This is a genomic window from Hyphomicrobium sp. MC8b (genome assembly GCF_905067615.1).
GTDB lineage: Bacteria > Pseudomonadota > Alphaproteobacteria > Rhizobiales > Hyphomicrobiaceae > Hyphomicrobium_B.
On the sequence record NZ_LR898465.1, the window covers coordinates 1,440,944 to 1,454,963 of the forward strand.

The following is a 14,020-nucleotide window of genomic DNA, read 5'->3' on the forward strand; positions in this document are numbered from 1 at the left end:
CGCGGGAATATGACTTCGATCGAGCTTTTTTTCGCGGGAGGCAATAAGTTTTATTTGGTAGCTGTGTCGGTCGCGCGAATTGAGAAGTGAAAGGTTGTTGGCAAGCGAGATAATCGCGGTATTAAACTATTAAATTATTGTGGAAATGCGGCCGTGTTTATTGCGGCGGAAAGAAAAGGATTTGATGCGGTATGTGCTTTTTCTCGTAATAAGTGTTTTTGTCTTGATTGGGGCGGGGCTCGCGCATGCTTTGGAAGCAGAAAAGCGAGAGGCCGTCGCGTTACGGGATCTGGGTGAAGTTATCATCGTAGAGGATGACGGCAAAGGGGTGCTGCTCGTCTTTCTCGGCGGGTTGAAGGTGGCGCGTTGTGGAAGCGTCGAGGAGAAGTTTGTGTGCGAAGCGCTTTCGTCGAAAGCGGAAATTTTGCCCGCGGTTGCAGGACAGCCGGCGCCTGAAAGTGGCGGTGGGCGATGATGAAGCGGCTCACCGTCATCTTGGTATGCTTGGCTTTCTTCGTGAGCGGCGCGCCGGCACTCGCAGCGCCGCAGGGGTGCGAGATCGAGCCGAGCGGGACGCGGCCGAAAGGGGCTATCGTATTCAATAGCGATCACAACGTTTTGCAATATTGTGACGGCACTGCATGGAAGGCGATCGCCTGGAATTTGGGCGGCGAAGGCTGCTTCGGCGAGTGGGAGGCGCGCGAGAGTGATCGCAACTGGAGCGGGGTAGCATCGTCGGACGACGGGATGAAGCTGGTCGCGACGGTGGCTAACGGCTTTATCTATGTATCGGCGGACGGCGGCGCAACGTGGGCGGAGCGCGCGAGCAGCCGGAACTGGGTGGATGTTGCGTCCTCGGCGGATGGCACGAAACTCGTCGCCGTCGTGGCGAACGGCAGACCGTATGCGTCGACCGACAGCGGCGCTACGTGGGTGCAACAGGACACGGTGAACCGCAACTGGAGGGCGGTGGCATCGTCGGCCGACGGTATGAAGCTTGTCGGTGTCGTTGGCAGTGGGCGCGTTTACACGTCGGCAAACGGCGGCGGGACTTGGCAACAACAGGATAGCGCAGACCGTGCATGGTCGGATGTCGCGTCTTCCGCGGATGGGGTGAAGCTGGTTGGCGGGACGGATGGCGGCGTGATTTACACATCCTCTGACAGCGGGGTCACGTGGGTTCCGCGCGCGGGCACCATCGCGTTTGAGGTGGCGTCGTCGGCTGACGGCAGCGTATTGGCGGGAGTCAACTTCAGTAGCAGGATCGTGGTGTCGGCGGACAGCGGGACGAGCTGGACGCTTCGCGACGTAGAGGCGGCGTGGGCGGGCATTGCGTCATCGGCGGATGGGACACGTCTGGTAGCGATTGATTACGAGTGGGACGGCGCCAGGAAGGGGCCTGTTTATGTTTCGTTGGACGGCGGCGCGAACTGGCAGGCGCGCGGTATGAATGTGGCGTGGCGCGATATAGCGATGAGCGCCGACGGTAAGAAGGCGGTGGCTGTTTCAAGCGGCAACGGGGAAACAGGGAAGATTTACACCTCGTTCTGTAACGGCGTGAGCAGCGGCGGAGTGCCGGATTGCGCGAACGACTCTACTTCGAGGTGCATGCTCGACGCCGACCGCGGTATCGGCGATCCGGAATTCATTGCTGCGAACGTCGCGAGCGGGGTGAATATTCTTGGCGTGACCGGTATGCTGACGGGCGGCGCACCGGACTGCACGAACGACGCTACGGCAACGTGTACGCTCGACGCCGACCGCGACAGCGGCGATCCGCAGCTGGTTGCCGCGAATATCGCCAGCGGCGTGAATATTCTTGGGGTGACGGGATCGCTGGTTGCTCCTGCGGTTCCCACCGCAGCCGACGGCTACTTTGTTCTTACCAGTAACTTCTGGAACGGCAATCTCGGCGGACTCAGCGGCGCCAACGCAAAGTGCCTTTCGGCTCTCACGGCGACGGCGTGGAAAAACAAAGCTGTCGCTTCTGCCAACGGCCAGCTCGTATCAGGCAAAGTCCGCGCATTTCTCTGCGACGGCACGACTTGTCAAAACGGCCAACCCAATACCAAGTATTTTTTTGCCACCGCTTTAGATGCCATCGGCGGCGGCGATTCCTTTACGACCAACGCCTCCGGCCAAGGCCCCAATAACAGCGACCTCTGGGGGCAAGCGACGCGGTTAACCGGTGGTGATGAGATCCCCTCTTATTGGAGTGGCCGCGCTCAAACCGGCACCACGCTCTGGCCTTCGACATCACATGCGTCCCGTTGCAACGCTTGGGCCTCGTCCGCAGGCGGTCAAAGCGGGATGACCGGCCGCGCCAACACATCGGATGGCGGGAACACCCGATGGGCGGTAGCAACCGGAACATGCGACGACGACTTTCATCTTTTGTGCTTCGTCGATCCGTAATTGGGTTTAGCGGGAATGGCCTGAAAGATGGATATGGATTTTAGTATTGGAGACGAGATTTTTTTGACGACGGAAAGAAGGGGAGTTGATGCGTAATGCGATTTTTCTCGTAGGTTGTTTTTGTTTGATCGCGGTAGCGGCGCGGGCTGAAGAGCGAGCGTCGATTGATGGGGGTGAGGGCCGCGTGCGTATCGTCGAGGACGATGCGGCGGGCATCATCCGGTTTGTGATCGACGGCAAAGAGGTCGGGCATATCGATGCCGATGGTCTTCACATGGAGGGCTTGGTCGAGGGCAAGCGGGGTATTGTTACCGAAAATGTACACGGACAGGGGTTGCCGGCGTCGCCGACAGCGAAAGTGGGGGCGCCATGATGAGGATCGGCGCTTTAGTGATGGGTTTGGGCCTGGTGCTAGGGCTCGGTGCGAGTGGGGCGCGTGCTGACTGCGCTCTGGAGCCAAGCGGGAGCCGGCCGAACGGTGCGATCATCAAGAATACGGATTACGGGGTGCTGCAGTATTGCGACGGCACGGAGTGGCGCTTGTTGTCTTTTGGCGGCGAAGGTTGTTTCGGCGAGTGGGAGGCCCACGAGAATGATCGCGACTGGAGTGGGTTAGCATCGTCGGATGACGGGACCAAACTGGTCGCGAGTGTTAATAACGGTTTCATTTATACATCGAGCGATAGCGGAGCCACGTGGACGCAGCGCGCGAGCAGCCGGGCCTGGGTCGATGTGGCGTCTTCCGCTGACGGCACAAAGCTCGTGGCTGTCGTGGCGAACGGGAGACCGTATGTTTCGACCGATAGCGGGGAGACGTGGGCGCAGCAGGATAGCGGAAATCGCAATTGGACGGCGGTTGCATCGTCAGCGGATGGGCTGAAGCTTGTTGGTACAGTTTACAATGGCCGGGTTTTTACTTCGGAGAATGGCGGGGCGTGGACGCAGCGCGATAGCGCAAACAGATTGTGGACGGATGTTGCCTCTTCGGCCGATGGGACGAAGCTGATCGGGGCAACGGACGGCGGGGCGGTTTACATTTCGACGAATAGTGGGGTTGCGTGGTCAATCCGGGCGGGCACGGAGGCGTACGGCGTGGCTTCGTCAGCGGACGGCAGCACGTTGGCGGCGACTAATGTCGGCAACAGGATATTGATGTCGAGGGATAGCGGAACAAGCTGGACGGCGCATGACGTAGAGGCGCCGTGGGTCGCGGTTGCGTCATCGGCGGACGGAACGCGTTTGGCCGCAACTGTTTACGGGGGGCCCATTTATGTGTCGTCGGACAGCGGCGAGAGCTGGCAGGCGCGCGGTATGAATGTGCCGTGGAACAAAATAGCGCTCAGCGCGAACGGCAAAAAGGCTGTGGCGGTTTCGAGCGGTAACGGTGCAATTGGGAAGATCTATACTTCGGTGTGTCAGACGCCGAGCGGCGGTCCGGGCGGAGGAGGCGGCGGCGTAGACGCGTGCGGTGTTTCTACGTCGGGACTCGGGGCGTACTATAGGTTCGATGAAGCGAGCGGTTCGACGGTGGCGACGGATGCGTCGGGCAGCGGCCAAACAGGGACGCTCGTAAACATGACGCCGGCTTCCGATTGGGTGGCGGGCAAGCTCGGCGGTGCGCTCGACTTCGACGGCAACAATGATCATGTGCGCGTTGACAACCCGGGACTTCCGACCGGGGATTTCACGTATTCGACATGGGTGCGGACGAGCGCAGGTGTGGGCTGGGATTGCGTAATCTGTAATGCGGGAAACAGCGGCGATCATTTCGAGCTGTATATAGCGGACGGGAATAAGGGTTATGTGTGGATCGAGGAAGTTCTGTTCACGACAGGGGCGCTGATTCCGCTCAATACGTGGACGCATCTTGCAGTGCGGCGCAGCGGGAGTACCGTGCAGCTTCTCATTAACGGCGTGTTGAATGCGAACAGCACGGGGACCTATGCGGGGGCCATGAATTTCGGATCGTGCCCGACATTGATCGGGGCCGACGGCGGTTGCGCCGGGGGTGAGGAAGCTTATTTCCATGGTTCGATTGACGATACACGCGTCTATAGCCGCGCGTTGTCAGACGGCGAGATCGGGCAGCTGTATAACGGCGGAGCCGGGTGCGCGGGTTGAGCGTGAGGTTCGTGCGAGGATTTAGGCCGTGAGATTGCGCGGCGAGATCGTTGCAGGGGTCCGGACGGAGATCGGGACGTAGACAGTCCGGCGCGATCGATGCGAGAGTGCGGCGTCATATGCCCGGCGGGAAGCAGGGGTATCGGCGCATCTGGCCAGAGGCCGGTTTAATGATCGCACAGGAACAGAGTTCGGGCGGTGAGCCGTCGCGGAAGAGCGGTTTCGACGAGCTGGAGCGCGAGCGGATCAGAGCGGCGCTGTTTCGCTATATGGAAGAGCACCGGATCGGCGTGCCGACGTTGATCGTTCATATGGCCAAGGCGGTGAAGCGCGAAGCGCAGTACATCCCTCAGAAAACGGTGCAGCGGTTTCTTGCCAATGATACGCGGACCAACGACGCTTCCGTGCGTGTATTTTACGAGTTCGCGCTCGGCTTGCCGCCAGGGAAGGATGAGTTGGCGGAGCTTGCGGCCGGGCTTTCGAGGTTCTTCAACGAAGGTTCTGCGACGGTGGCGCCGCGTCAGAGCGCGGCGATGTGTGACGGCGCGTATCAGGCTTATGCGGGGTCGCCGCCGGCACACGAGAAGGATCTGTTCAGCCGGATTGCGGCGGGCTTTCTGACGGTGACGACGACGGCGGCGCGGACGCATATGGCGGAGCGCAGGCTCGCGCCGCCGCTGCCGCCGTCGGCACGGCCAGGACTGCCTTATGATCATAAGGAGCGCGGCGAAGCGTTCGAGGGGGTTCTGGTGAGGTTTGATAGTTTCGAGGTTGGGGTGATGCGGAGCACGGCGACACGAAAACCGCGCGTGCATTTCTTTGCGCGGCACGAGTCGGTGTTATGGAGCGAGTGTCAGTGTGCGCCGGTGACAGGAGCGGAGGGCGAGTTGCTGCTGAGTGAGCGGCTTCATTTTGAGTATTCGGGAGCCGGCGTGCCGTGAGCGATGTCGCGGACAGGGAAAAACTGGATACGCGTTTGCTGGCCGGGGCGGCGGGCGGGGATATCGCGGCGGTGCGAACGGCCATCGAGGCGGGCGCTGATATCGCGGCGCGGCAGGCCGAAGGTCTGACGGCGCTGCACCTTGCGGTGGCGATGAACGATTTGCCGATGGCGAAGTACCTGGTCGAGGAGGCCGGTGCGGCGTTCGTGGCAGACGGCTTCGGTCGTCTGCCGACGGTGGTGGCAGCGCAGTGCCGTGTGAGCGAAGAGTTGGCAGACTATATTCTCGCGAAAGAAGCCGCGGCTGTTTAAGGCCGCGGGCTTCCGGAGCGGGGCTCGATGGCGATTTCAGGGGATACCGGGCGCAGGCTTGTAGGTGTCGTAATGGCGGCCCGGCCAGCGCGGGACGTAGTAGCGTTCGAAGACGGGAGCGATGCCGTAGTGTGCTTCGTAGGCGTTCCAGAAAGTTGTCATGTCGAGATCTTCTTCGAGGTAGACCATGCCGTCGCGCTGATAGCTGTAGGATGTGATGCCGTCGGCAATGCCTAGGCTGCCGAGAAGTGTGCGCGGCACTTGGAGCCAGCCGTGGGCGGCGTCCTCGATGTAAAGCAGACGGTGATGCGGGGTGGATTCGAGGTCTTGTGCAGCCATTTGGTTTCTCCATTGCAAGTGGGTTTCGCGAAGCTTTGGACCCACTTGCAATGGAGAAAGTGTCGGTCGGCCGCGGGCCTGAAGGCGCGTCAATATTCGCTCGGCAGCAGGATGACGTTGTCGGTGACGTAGAAGCGGATCTCCGCGAGCGGGAAGTCGGTAAAGGTGATTTCCTTGGCGGCGATGGGCCGGTTGTTGCCGTCCTCGCAGATGAGGACAGCGGATTGCCGGTCGAGATCGACCGTAAGACGCCAGAGCTGGAACGGCGCGGCGGCGACAAGCTTGTTGAAGCGCTGTGCGAAGGCGATCTCGTCGAGAAGCCAGTAAGCGCCGCCGGCCTGGGCGACGTAACGGGCGCCGTCGGTATAGGTGACGGAGGGGACGAGCGGGTGTCGATACCAGTGTTCGGTGCCGGTGAAGTGAGCGAGATCGTCGGCGCAGAGCGTTTTCGGTCCTGAGTGCATGTAGGAGTCTCCTTCGTTCGGGTTTCGACACCGAGGCTGCGGAACCCGATCGAAGGGACTCATGTGAACGGCAAGCGTTCGCCTATTGATCTGTATACGGAATATTTGCTATTGAGGAAGGGATTGACGGGCATGGAGAAATGGGAAAACGGATGTCTGGGCGTTATGCGATCATAATGGGTTTGGCCGTTTGGCTGATGGGCGGCGGGGCGGCCGCGGATGAGTTTCGCGGGTATCCGTGCAGGAAGGATTGTTCGGGGCACAAGGCGGGGTATGAATGGGCGATAAAGAAAGAGATCGCTGTCCGCGAAGATTGCGGCGGTAAATCGCAGTCGTTCCGGGAAGGGTGCTATGCCTGGGTCGAGGAACGCAGCGCCAGCGCGCAAGAGCGCAAGCCGCAGAAGCAGCGCGTTTCGGTGAACGAGTGAGCGCGGCCGCACTTTAAGAAATATCAGTCCAATTGAGTGTGAGGAACTGCGCGATGCCTTCGCCCGGCGCGTAAGGGTGCGGGAAGGCGGCGCGCGCCGCGCGGTAGCTTTCGGCTGGGAGAAGGCCGAGGCGCTTTGCCATGATGAGCAGGGCGAGAGAGGGGGCGCGCGAGCGGCCCTGGTTGCAGTGGATGTGTAAGGGCTGGTCCGGCTGCAGGCTGTCGTAGAAGGCGAGGACGCGGCGGAAGCTATCGAGCTGGAAGAGCGGCAGCGGCGGGTCGATCATATTGAGATAGAGATGCCCGGGCGTTTCATGCGCGAGATAGGCGGCATGAGTGCGCGGCAGGCTCTTTTGCGCGTAGCCGAGGGCGGCGCGGTGGCATGGTTCCTTGCAGGCGTGGATGATGGCGCGGTCGTGGGCTGCTTTGCGGCAGCAGGTATCAAGGCCGCCATAGGAGAGGCGGTCCGTCACTTTCGTAAATGTCATAAGAGTTGCCTTTCAAAATGAAAAACCCGGCGCGCGGCCGGGTGTAAAATCAAGACAGAGTCGTTGCGTTGGATACCGTAATGGTATCGGTTCGCCGCGCGCGGCGTCAAGCGCGCGGGCGATGTCATACGGATGTATGCGCGGGGGTTTATGAAGGCCTGCCGGCGAGGATCGCGGCGACGGATGCGGCCGTGGCGGCTTCGGGCGGCAGGGGCGCATCGTCCCAGGACAGCTGGTCGACGATGAGCGGCACGATCTCCCAGTCGTAGGGATGATCGTCAGCGGTATGCGGCGGCAATAGAGCGAAGACGCGCTCGCAATAGGGGGCGATGAGAGCGCATTGCTCGCGCAGGGCGCAGGTGCCGATGTTTTGACGCAGGCTCGTCAGCAGCGGATGGCGCGGCTCTGTCACGCTGGCATGATCGACATATTCCCAGATGCACAAGGCGGTAACGGTTTCGTCGAGCGTGAAGGAGGCGCGGCTCGCGCGCGTCGTGGGGGCATATCGTCTTGCGAGGGCTGCAAGGGCAGAACGCGCATTAAGCGCGATGCGCCGGGCGCGGATGGCGTGGTCGATAAGCGACATTTCAGAATCTCCTTCGGTTCGGGTTTCCTTCGCACGGAGAGGGAACCTGAACCGAAGGCCAGAGTCGCCGCCGCCTTGGTTTGCGCGGGGCGATTGGCGGTGCGGGCGGGATTGCTTGTGGGCGCTGGAGGGAATGGCGCTCGCTGACCGCGACAGGAGTAGGACGCTGCAGGGTGCACACTGCCGGCGTGAACGGCTTTGCTTGTTGAGAAAACAGGTCGTCACACGGGAGTGTCTGGTCTCGCGCGGCGGATCTCGCGCGCCAGGTGATTTCATCGGTCCTCTTTTTTCCATGGTGGCACGGCCACCGGGTCCTTCGCCCTGTGATCGTGCGGTGTTTCGGGCATGAAGGCCCGGATGGTCCGTGCCTCGCAAAAAAGAGGAGGAAACCAATGAAAACACTGTCACGCGGAGATCTTGTTCGCCGCAGCTCAACCGAACTCGGTGTGCTGCACGACCTGTTCAACAAGGCGTTGTTACGCACCAAGCCGTTCAGCGCGGACTGGTGCAGAGTGATGGCCTGCATCGACGCGGTCCAGAACGAGCGCCGGGAGCGCCTTGAAAAGTTCACGCGCAATCCCTGGTGAATCCGCACCGCCGCCCCGCAAGGGCGGCGGTGCTGCGCGCTTACGCGGCGACGGCGCGCGCAGCCGGTTGCAGGGAGTCCACGTAAAGGCCGGATGACTTCGAGGACTCGGCGTATATAGGATGGCGCTAGTGGATAAGGTTGGGAATTATGCCGTCATAAGATTACGGCGCGAGAGTTGGCGCTGTGGGCGCGGCATTCGTCCGCTGGTTGGCGACGCTTAAGAGCAGGAGGGTGCGGCCGTGCGCGGGCATCGGGCGCAGCACGGCGGAAGCGGGGGTATTTTGAACGGGCGGCAGGGAAAAATAAACACGGAAGGCCTGCGCTTAGCCAGGAGCCTTCCGTGTCCCTAAGAAATGCGGAAGGCCTGTGCTTAGCCAGGAGCCTTTCCGTGTTTGTGGCGAGGGATAGGGAGTTGAGATACCCTGCCCTTCAGCTACAAATTTATTATAGAGGGGGGTGCACAATTTGCAAAGGAAATTGGCTTAGTCACTGATATGGCGCGCTGCGCGACAGCAAGGCGGCGGCTGCATTGCCTGAATCTAGCAGTCATCGTGATTATCGCAGGGCTAAGGCGGGAATTATCCCGCCTGAAGGTCGCGGGAGAACGGCTAGGCGGCTTTTGCGGCGGCGCCGGGCTGCAGGTTGTGCAGGTAATCGGCCGCGCGCTGAGCGTGGGCGGCGGCCTGGAAGACGGCGCGCTTGTCATTCTGCAGGACCTTGATCCAGGAGGCGATATAGGCGGCGTGGTCGTCACGGATTTCAGGCGTGAGATCAAGGTCGGCGCAGATGAAGGCGGAGCCGAGCTCGGCGACGAGCTCTTCGCGGGCGTAGCCTTCGTCGCCCCATTTCTCGCGGCCGAAGGAGCGGTCAAGTCGCGATTTGTGACGAGTCCAGTGGATCGTTTCGTGGGCGCGGACGGCGTAGTAGCTCGGCGCGTCGCGGAAGGTGTCGATCGGCGGCATGCGGATCAGGTCGGTGCCGACGTTATAGGACGCTACGTTACCGCCGTGGACGACGCTGGCGCCGGTCGACTCGAGGAAAGTGTCCGCATGAGCGACGCGGTCGACGGCGGTGATGGGCGCGGCGGGCTCCTGCTTTGCGTAGTAATGAGCGGGCAGGCCTTCGATCTGCTCGACATTGAAAACGGTGTAGCCCTTGAGGAACGGGATTTCGAGTTCGTAATCATCGCCGTTGGCGTCCTGTTCGGTGCGCGTGATTTTGTTGGCGTAGACGACAAGGGAGCCTTTCTCGCCCTTGCGGACATGGGCTTCGAGCGCGAGTGCTTGACGGAAGGTCATCCAGACCGGAGCGGCATATCCGCGCTCGTAGGCTTCCATCCAGAGCATGATGACGTTGATACCGCGATAGGCTTCGCCGGTCGCGCGCCGCGGGCGCGTGATGCGCCCGGCGAGGTGTTCGGCGTTCCAGGGCTGTGTCCAGGGGCGCGCGCCTTGTTCGAGGGCGGTGACGATCTTGTCGGTGATGCGGGTGTACACGTCGGGGCGGTTTTCGTTGGCAGGCATGATGGTTCTCCTTTGCTGATGGTTGTCCGCGCGCCGCGAAGTCGAGCCGGGCGAGCAAGCCGCCGCCGTCCCCGGCCTTGAGGCCGGTGGTAAGGCGAAGCCGTTGACGGCAAGGCGCGCCCGGCTACAAGCGGCCGGGATGAGCGGACAGCGGCAAAGGAGAGCAAGCGGAAGCGAGAGGCACGACGTGGTTGCGATCGTATGCGGCTGGCGAGGGCGGCGGGGGCGCGCTAGAATCGGCGGGTGGAGTTTGTCGTTTACGGAATTATGGATCCGCGTGACGCGGGGATTTTCTATATCGGGCATACATCGCGATTTGATTTGCGATGCGCGCAGCATGCGAAGGGCGGTGAGACGATTGCGGGTCTGCGGGTTCGGCAGATCGCTGCGGCGGGCGGCGAGCCGGTTTTCATCAGGCTGGAAAAGTGCGACGGCAAACGCGCCGCGATGATGGCGGAAGTTTTCTGGATCGAGTTGTTCCTGTGCCGGGGCGCGACACTGGCGAACGCGCAGGCTTTCGCGGGGTATGAAGCGCGCGCCGATGTGAAGGACCGCGCGCGCGATGAGTTACGGTTCGGGCGGCGTCTCGATTATGTGGAGCGGCTGGCGAACGGGCGGCCGCTGCGTGAGGGGCGTCCGTGGTCGAAAAAGGAAAAGGCGATGGTCAGGCGGCTGCAGCGCGAGGGCAAGAACAGCTACCAGATCGCGGATGTTGTGGAGCGATCGGTGGGCGAAATTGAAAAGGTCTTAGGGTCAAGGGGGCAATAGAGAGGTCAGCGGTCGCGTTCGCGGTCGTTGTCTTTTTGATTGTCGCGGGTGTCATAGAGGCGCTGAAGGCGCGAGACGCGCGAGGAGGTTGCGGTTTGAGTGGATTGGAGAGATTGGTGATAATCTAGACCAATGCAAGCGGCGGCTTTTTCGCAGTTAAGGTAAAAGCTGGTGTCGTGTTCGAAACTTTTCTCGTGATCCTTGGCGGCTTCCTTGGATGCGGTGGTGGATTTGATAGCGCGGAGAAGACTGTCTTTTGCGGCAGGAGTCCATTGATGGTGGGTGGTAAACTCACGGAGGGTTCGCTGGAGTTCGTCGCGGGCATTGATGAGGTGGGCGCTTATCGGCAGGCGAAAAAGTGTTCTGTTGTAGTATTCGGCAGAATCTATCGAGTTTAGCGTCTCACGAATGTAGTGAAGCGGCTCGTGGTCGCCGGGGTGCTGTCGGGCGAATTCCGCGGCCCTCTGTTCTTGCTCCATGCGTGTGTTGAGGAAATCAGGTTCGTTGTCGGAGAAACGCATGTCGTCGACACGATCGATACGTAGGTGCTGTTCGACGGCGTGGAAGATCGTTTGGGAGTGTGGGGCGGTGAGTCTCTCAGGAAGGTTATGAGCGGAAGACTGCTCTGCAGGGCGATTGATGAGCTTAGCGGTGTTTGTCAAAAAGTTGGTTTCGGCGATGAGGGAGTCGCCGCGGTATAGATTGGCCTCGAAGGGATCATCGGTCTGGCGCCAGAAATAGTGTGGCTGGTCGCGGGCGGCAGGCATTGGTTGTCCGTCTGTTTGGCGGCAGGGCGGAGCTGAATAGGTTTGCGGGACAGTTTAGCAGGTTGGTCACGGGGGCTGAAGGCGGGATAGGATTTATATAGGAAAAGGCGGCCGCACCCATTTGGGGGTGCGGCCGAGGTAAAGCGGCCGTGGCTATTCGGCGGCTTGTGGCGCTGCGCCAGGAGAGGACGCGGCGTCGTTTGCTGGCGCGGCCGGCTTTGCATCGCTGCGAGGGCCGGCAAGGAATTTCGGTAGGGAAGTAGCAGGCTTTTTCGAAGCTGGTTCGGCGGCTTGCGTCGGCTCGGCCGCGCCGGCCGGGTAGCGCAGGAGCGGCGGGAGCCAGTCAGTGTCGGCGATGATGCGCTGTGCTTCCTTGGCCATCACGGGCTTCTTCAGGTGGTCGATCAGCGCGGCGGTGTGGGCGCCTTTGGCTTCCTTAACGGCCTCGATGATCTGCGGTTTGCTGATGCGTCCGAAGTAGTTGTCGGCCGTGGAGGTCCAGCCTGCGGTTTTCATGTCGAGGGAGAGAGCGCAGGCGAGCTGGTCGGTGTGCGTGGCGGCATTGCCGCGGCTCTGGTTGCCGTGCACGGCATCGAGGGTAAGGCTGACGCAGTGGGCGAACAGGTCGGCGCGGTCCTGCATCGAGAGGGCGTTGAGCGCGGCCCAGAGGGCATGGCGTTCCCGCGGCAGGCGCTGTTCCCAGTCATCGTGCCGCGCTTCGATCGCCTTGTAAGGTTTGCTGTCCTCAAGGCCCGCGACGCCGCGGAAATACTGGCGGGAGGGCGAGAGCTCGATGCAGGAATCATTAGCGCCGCGGGGGAAGAGGCGGCAGCACATGGCGTGGAGGGCTGCGAGAAACGCAGTGTTGAAGTCCTGCGCGAGCGCGTTCTGCAGGGCGACGGTGCGGTAGGACGAGAGATCGCGCACCAGGCTGTCGGATAGGGGTTTGTCGGCAATGATTGCGCCGGCGTTGTCGGGGTCGACATAGCCGCCATCGTCATCGCCGAAGTCTTCGTCATCGGAGCCGAAGGTTGCGGGGGCGTCTGCGTCTGCGTCTTTGTCGGGTTTGCAGTCTTCGGGTTTCAGGAAGCCGTATTCGAGACAGAGTTTGCCGGAGTCGGACAGGCTGATGAGAACGCCGGAGCGCGCGATATTCTTTTTGGCGAGACGCGGGGCGCGGTTGTCGAGATCGGCGATAGCGGTTTCGATTTCATCGAGGCGCGCGCGGTCGGCGTCGGTGAAGGGATCTTCTTCGGAGCCATATTCGCGTTTTTCGACGAGTTCTTCGCATTCGGTCGAGAGCTTGTCGTAGAGGTGCTTGTCGTCTTTGGTGAGGGCGGAGGGCGTATCCAGCCGGCGCAGGTTGCGCTTCAGATCGTAGAGGTTGTCGTCAAGAGAGATTTGCGCCCACTTGTAGCCTTTGGCGAGAAGGTCGGCGCGGACGGTCTGGAGCCTTTCGTCGGCGAGTTTGTAAAGAAGGTCGGGGTTTTCGAGCCAGGGGCCGCTGTCTTCCTTGAAGAGGTCCTCCATGATAGGGCCGCCGGCGGCCTTGTAGGTTTCAAGGCCGACGAACAGGGCGCGCGGATCGGAAGCTTCGATGGAGGTTTCGGTGAGCATGCGGCGAACCTGCCAGGCGGTGATTTCGTGACCGTTGACGAGCGCATCGTAGACTTGCTGCTGGCGGATGTGATCGCCTGTGACGCAGAAGGCCATAAGGACGTCGAGGTTGATTTCGTCTTTGGCGTAAGCGTCAAGAAGAACCGGGCTTGCGGCGGCGAGCTTCAGGCGCGCGCGAACGACGGCAGGCGTGACGTGGTAGGTGGCGGCGATGTCCGCGTCGCTCTTGTTCTGCGCGCGCAGCGCGGCGAAGGCGCGGAACTGGTCGAGCGGGTGAAGGGATTCGCGGAATGTATTTTCTGCGAGGCTGTCGTCGGTGGCAAGGCCGGTCAGTTTTGGGATGCAAGGGATGAGCGCGTCAGGCGCAAGGCGCTTCTTCTTGACGTTGAGCTGGAGGGCGCGGAGGCGTCGGCCACCGGCTTGCACGGCGTAGCGGCCGGTCGGCTCGCCATTATCGTCGAGCTGGGGGCGCACACTCAGCGATTGGAGCAGACCGCGCGAGGCGATGTCGTCGGCAAGGGTGTCGATCGATACTCCGGCTTTGATCTGGCGGACGTTGTCGTCGGACAAATCGAGCTTGTCGAGCGGGATCATGATGGCGCTCGCGATGGCGATCTGTTCGGCGGGTTGTTTGCGGGTAGATTTTGCTTTTGCTTTGGTCATA

At 61.4% G+C, this 14,020-nt stretch carries 16 protein-coding genes; 9 read left to right on the forward strand and 7 right to left on the reverse strand.

All coding sequences use genetic code 11. The features are described 5' to 3' along the window. The first annotated feature begins 184 nt into the window (after nucleotides 1-184). The 6 genes from ACLB1Z_RS06985 (at nucleotide 185) to ACLB1Z_RS07010 (ending at nucleotide 5,788) form a co-directional block, all read left to right on the forward strand. Complete coding sequence (locus ACLB1Z_RS06985) at nucleotides 185-475, forward strand: hypothetical protein (protein ID WP_409562646.1); 291 nt, start codon at nucleotides 185-187, stop codon at nucleotides 473-475. Then, a complete protein-coding gene (locus ACLB1Z_RS06990; RefSeq protein WP_409562647.1) occupies nucleotides 472-2,415 on the forward strand; it encodes a hypothetical protein in 1,944 nt (647 codons plus the stop codon). Before ACLB1Z_RS06985 ends, ACLB1Z_RS06990 begins: the two co-directional genes overlap by 4 nt. Before the next feature lie 88 nt (nucleotides 2,416-2,503). Continuing rightward, nucleotides 2,504-2,788, forward strand: a complete 285-nt coding sequence (locus tag ACLB1Z_RS06995) for a hypothetical protein (RefSeq protein ID WP_409562648.1) — start codon at nucleotides 2,504-2,506, stop codon at nucleotides 2,786-2,788. Beyond that, entirely contained in the window at nucleotides 2,785-4,536 is a 1,752-nt protein-coding gene (locus ACLB1Z_RS07000) for a LamG-like jellyroll fold domain-containing protein (RefSeq protein ID WP_409562649.1), read from the forward strand. The genes ACLB1Z_RS06995 and ACLB1Z_RS07000 overlap by 4 nt, the downstream gene beginning before the upstream one ends. A 170-nt stretch (nucleotides 4,537-4,706) precedes the next feature. Then, the gene (locus ACLB1Z_RS07005) at nucleotides 4,707-5,477 is read left to right on the forward strand and encodes a hypothetical protein (RefSeq protein WP_409562650.1); all 771 of its coding nucleotides are present in this window, start codon (nucleotides 4,707-4,709) and stop codon (nucleotides 5,475-5,477) included. Further along, entirely contained in the window at nucleotides 5,474-5,788 is a 315-nt protein-coding gene (locus tag ACLB1Z_RS07010; protein WP_409562651.1) for an ankyrin repeat domain-containing protein, read from the forward strand. The genes ACLB1Z_RS07005 and ACLB1Z_RS07010 overlap by 4 nt, the downstream gene beginning before the upstream one ends. Nucleotides 5,789-5,824: 36 nt before the next feature. On the opposite strand, the gene ACLB1Z_RS07015 is transcribed toward ACLB1Z_RS07010, so the two are convergent. Both ACLB1Z_RS07015 and ACLB1Z_RS07020 read right to left on the reverse strand, forming a co-directional pair. Next, complete coding sequence (locus ACLB1Z_RS07015; RefSeq protein WP_409562652.1) at nucleotides 5,825-6,127, reverse strand: hypothetical protein; 303 nt, start codon at nucleotides 6,125-6,127, stop codon at nucleotides 5,825-5,827. Nucleotides 6,128-6,216: 89 nt separating this feature from the next. Beyond that, nucleotides 6,217-6,591, reverse strand: a complete 375-nt coding sequence (locus ACLB1Z_RS07020) for a DUF6876 family protein (RefSeq protein ID WP_409562653.1) — start codon at nucleotides 6,589-6,591, stop codon at nucleotides 6,217-6,219. Between the two features lie 176 nt (nucleotides 6,592-6,767). Between ACLB1Z_RS07020 and ACLB1Z_RS07025 the strand changes: the two genes are divergently transcribed. After that, on the forward strand, nucleotides 6,768-7,019 hold the full coding sequence (locus ACLB1Z_RS07025; RefSeq protein ID WP_409562654.1) for a hypothetical protein: 252 nt from the start codon (nucleotides 6,768-6,770) through the stop codon (nucleotides 7,017-7,019). A gap of 13 nt (nucleotides 7,020-7,032) precedes the next feature. Here the strand turns inward: ACLB1Z_RS07025 and ACLB1Z_RS07030 are convergent, their stop codons facing one another. Next, nucleotides 7,033-7,506 carry a hypothetical protein gene (locus ACLB1Z_RS07030; protein ID WP_409562655.1) on the reverse strand — a complete coding sequence of 158 codons (474 nt, stop codon included), beginning with the start codon at nucleotides 7,504-7,506 and terminating at the stop codon, nucleotides 7,033-7,035. Between the two features lie 148 nt (nucleotides 7,507-7,654). After that, complete coding sequence (locus tag ACLB1Z_RS07035; RefSeq protein WP_409562656.1) at nucleotides 7,655-8,092, reverse strand: hypothetical protein; 438 nt, start codon at nucleotides 8,090-8,092, stop codon at nucleotides 7,655-7,657. 392 nt (nucleotides 8,093-8,484) lie between these two features. Here ACLB1Z_RS07035 and ACLB1Z_RS07040 point away from each other — a divergent pair, with 392 nt between their 5' ends. Further along, nucleotides 8,485-8,679, forward strand: coding sequence for a hypothetical protein (locus ACLB1Z_RS07040; RefSeq protein ID WP_409562657.1), 195 nt, complete (start codon nucleotides 8,485-8,487; stop codon nucleotides 8,677-8,679). Nucleotides 8,680-9,289: 610 nt separating this feature from the next. Here the strand turns inward: ACLB1Z_RS07040 and ACLB1Z_RS07045 are convergent. Beyond that, entirely contained in the window at nucleotides 9,290-10,204 is a 915-nt protein-coding gene (locus ACLB1Z_RS07045) for an ArdC family protein (RefSeq protein ID WP_409562658.1), read from the reverse strand. 447 nt (nucleotides 10,205-10,651) lie between these two features. On the opposite strand from ACLB1Z_RS07045, the gene ACLB1Z_RS07050 reads away from it, so the two are divergent. Then, nucleotides 10,652-10,972 (forward strand): hypothetical protein, encoded by a 321-nt coding sequence (locus tag ACLB1Z_RS07050; RefSeq protein WP_409562659.1) that lies wholly within the window; start codon nucleotides 10,652-10,654, stop codon nucleotides 10,970-10,972. A gap of 5 nt (nucleotides 10,973-10,977) precedes the next feature. Here the strand turns inward: ACLB1Z_RS07050 and ACLB1Z_RS07055 are convergent, their stop codons facing one another. Next, a complete protein-coding gene (locus ACLB1Z_RS07055; protein WP_409562660.1) occupies nucleotides 10,978-11,739 on the reverse strand; it encodes a hypothetical protein in 762 nt (253 codons plus the stop codon). Between the two features lie 153 nt (nucleotides 11,740-11,892). Continuing rightward, nucleotides 11,893-14,019, reverse strand: coding sequence for a ParB/RepB/Spo0J family partition protein (locus tag ACLB1Z_RS07060; protein WP_409562661.1), 2,127 nt, complete (start codon nucleotides 14,017-14,019; stop codon nucleotides 11,893-11,895). Between the last annotated feature and the right edge of the window lies 1 nt (nucleotide 14,020).

Bases quoted from the DNA above. Each gene is read 5' to 3' on its own strand.
- ACLB1Z_RS07015 (WP_409562652.1), bottom strand. From the start codon at position 6,127: ATGGCTGCACAAGACCTCGAATCCACCCCGCATCACCGTCTGCTTTAC.
- ACLB1Z_RS07050 (WP_409562659.1), top strand. From the start codon at position 10,652: ATGATGGCGGAAGTTTTCTGGATCGAGTTGTTCCTGTGCCGGGGCGCG.
- ACLB1Z_RS06995 (WP_409562648.1), top strand. From the start codon at position 2,504: ATGCGTAATGCGATTTTTCTCGTAGGTTGTTTTTGTTTGATCGCGGTA.
- ACLB1Z_RS07055 (WP_409562660.1), bottom strand. From the start codon at position 11,739: ATGCCTGCCGCCCGCGACCAGCCACACTATTTCTGGCGCCAGACCGAT.
- ACLB1Z_RS07030 (WP_409562655.1), bottom strand. From the start codon at position 7,506: ATGACATTTACGAAAGTGACGGACCGCCTCTCCTATGGCGGCCTTGAT.
- ACLB1Z_RS07040 (WP_409562657.1), top strand. From the start codon at position 8,485: ATGAAAACACTGTCACGCGGAGATCTTGTTCGCCGCAGCTCAACCGAA.
- ACLB1Z_RS06985 (WP_409562646.1), top strand. From the start codon at position 185: ATGCGGTATGTGCTTTTTCTCGTAATAAGTGTTTTTGTCTTGATTGGG.
- ACLB1Z_RS07020 (WP_409562653.1), bottom strand. From the start codon at position 6,591: ATGCACTCAGGACCGAAAACGCTCTGCGCCGACGATCTCGCTCACTTC.
- ACLB1Z_RS07035 (WP_409562656.1), bottom strand. From the start codon at position 8,092: ATGTCGCTTATCGACCACGCCATCCGCGCCCGGCGCATCGCGCTTAAT.
- ACLB1Z_RS07005 (WP_409562650.1), top strand. From the start codon at position 4,707: ATGATCGCACAGGAACAGAGTTCGGGCGGTGAGCCGTCGCGGAAGAGC.
- ACLB1Z_RS07025 (WP_409562654.1), top strand. From the start codon at position 6,768: ATGGGTTTGGCCGTTTGGCTGATGGGCGGCGGGGCGGCCGCGGATGAG.
- ACLB1Z_RS07060 (WP_409562661.1), bottom strand. From the start codon at position 14,019: ATGACCAAAGCAAAAGCAAAATCTACCCGCAAACAACCCGCCGAACAG.
- ACLB1Z_RS07000 (WP_409562649.1), top strand. From the start codon at position 2,785: ATGATGAGGATCGGCGCTTTAGTGATGGGTTTGGGCCTGGTGCTAGGG.
- ACLB1Z_RS07045 (WP_409562658.1), bottom strand. From the start codon at position 10,204: ATGCCTGCCAACGAAAACCGCCCCGACGTGTACACCCGCATCACCGAC.
- ACLB1Z_RS06990 (WP_409562647.1), top strand. From the start codon at position 472: ATGATGAAGCGGCTCACCGTCATCTTGGTATGCTTGGCTTTCTTCGTG.